General features: G+C 68.7%; 3 protein-coding genes. 1 reads left to right on the top strand and 2 read right to left on the bottom strand.

The genetic code is table 11. The features are described 5' to 3' along the window. The coding region (locus BACI9J_RS22315) for a response regulator transcription factor (RefSeq protein WP_159736610.1) at positions 1-422 on the top strand (422 nt) is incomplete at its 5' end. 75 nt (positions 423-497) lie between these two features. Here the strand turns inward: BACI9J_RS22315 and BACI9J_RS22310 are convergent. Next, the gene (locus tag BACI9J_RS22310) at positions 498-638 is read right to left on the bottom strand and encodes a hypothetical protein (protein WP_159556622.1); all 141 of its coding nucleotides are present in this window, start codon (positions 636-638) and stop codon (positions 498-500) included. Between the two features lie 98 nt (positions 639-736). After that, on the bottom strand, positions 737-1,043 hold a 307-nt coding region (locus BACI9J_RS22305; RefSeq protein WP_159736609.1), incomplete at its 5' end, for a hypothetical protein.

Here is a 1,043-nt window from a genome sequence, read left to right as displayed (position 1 = left end):
CCGCCGACCCAGGCATCCGCGTCCTGATCCTGACGACGTACGAGTCCGACGACCAGATCCTCGCCGCCATCGAGGCCGGCGCCACCGGCTACCTGCTGAAGGCCGCCCCGGAATCCGAGATCCTCGCCGGCGTCAGGGCGACCGCACGGGGCGAGACCGCGCTGGCACCATCGGCGGCCGCAGCGCTCGTCCGCCGAGCAACGGGATCCCTCCCCGCTGCTGCCGGCCCGTCGCTGACCCCGCGCGAGCTCGACGTCCTGCGCCTCGTTGCCCAGGGCAACAGCAACCCGGCGATCGGGCGCGCACTGTTCCTCAGTGAGGCCACGGTGAAGACCCACCTCGGCCACGTGTTCGAGAAACTCGGCGTGAACGACCGCACCCGCGCGGTGATCCGCGCGATGGAGCTCCAGCTCCTCCCCTGACCAACTCCGCAGTCAGGCGCCGCTGGTCACCGCAGCGCACCCGAAGGGCATCGACGTCGTACTCCAGCGCATCCACTATCGCCAGAGCCCGACGTACACCAGTCCGCCGAGGACGACGGACACCCCGCCGATCGCGATCAGCCAGATCGGTGCGCTCATGCTCGACGTCCCCGGTTCTTCGCAGTCCCCCCGCTCCGACCCTACGACTCCGTGCACGACGGGAATCTTTCCCTGCAGCGCGTGTGACGGTTCCGGTTCGCGATCCCCGACGATCGCGAACCAGAACCGTCAGAACTCATTCGTCATCAGGGCCGTCACCGGTAGTCGTCCGGGTCCCCGAGCACGCAGCGCGAGTCCACATTGACGTGCGCGCGGATCTTCGTGGCTGCGATCGACGCACCAGGCTTGCCGTCGGCGCGCGCGACCACGGCCGACACGTCGCCCGTCGCTGCATCCATCTCGGTCTGCGTCGTTGCGAGCTCGTACCCTTGCTCTCTCCAGTGTTCACCGGCCTGTTCGATGAGCACCTGCGGGTCGTCCGGCCTGTCCACCTCGACGTAGTAGCTGAACTGCACCGCCTTCTGCCCGTCGACCTCACAGTCGTTCGCGACCGCCCTCGGG

This window comes from Arthrobacter sp. 9V, from assembly GCF_902506065.1.
Taxonomy (GTDB): domain Bacteria; phylum Actinomycetota; class Actinomycetes; order Actinomycetales; family Micrococcaceae; genus Arthrobacter.
This window is presented reverse-complemented; position numbering and strand designations above follow the sequence as displayed.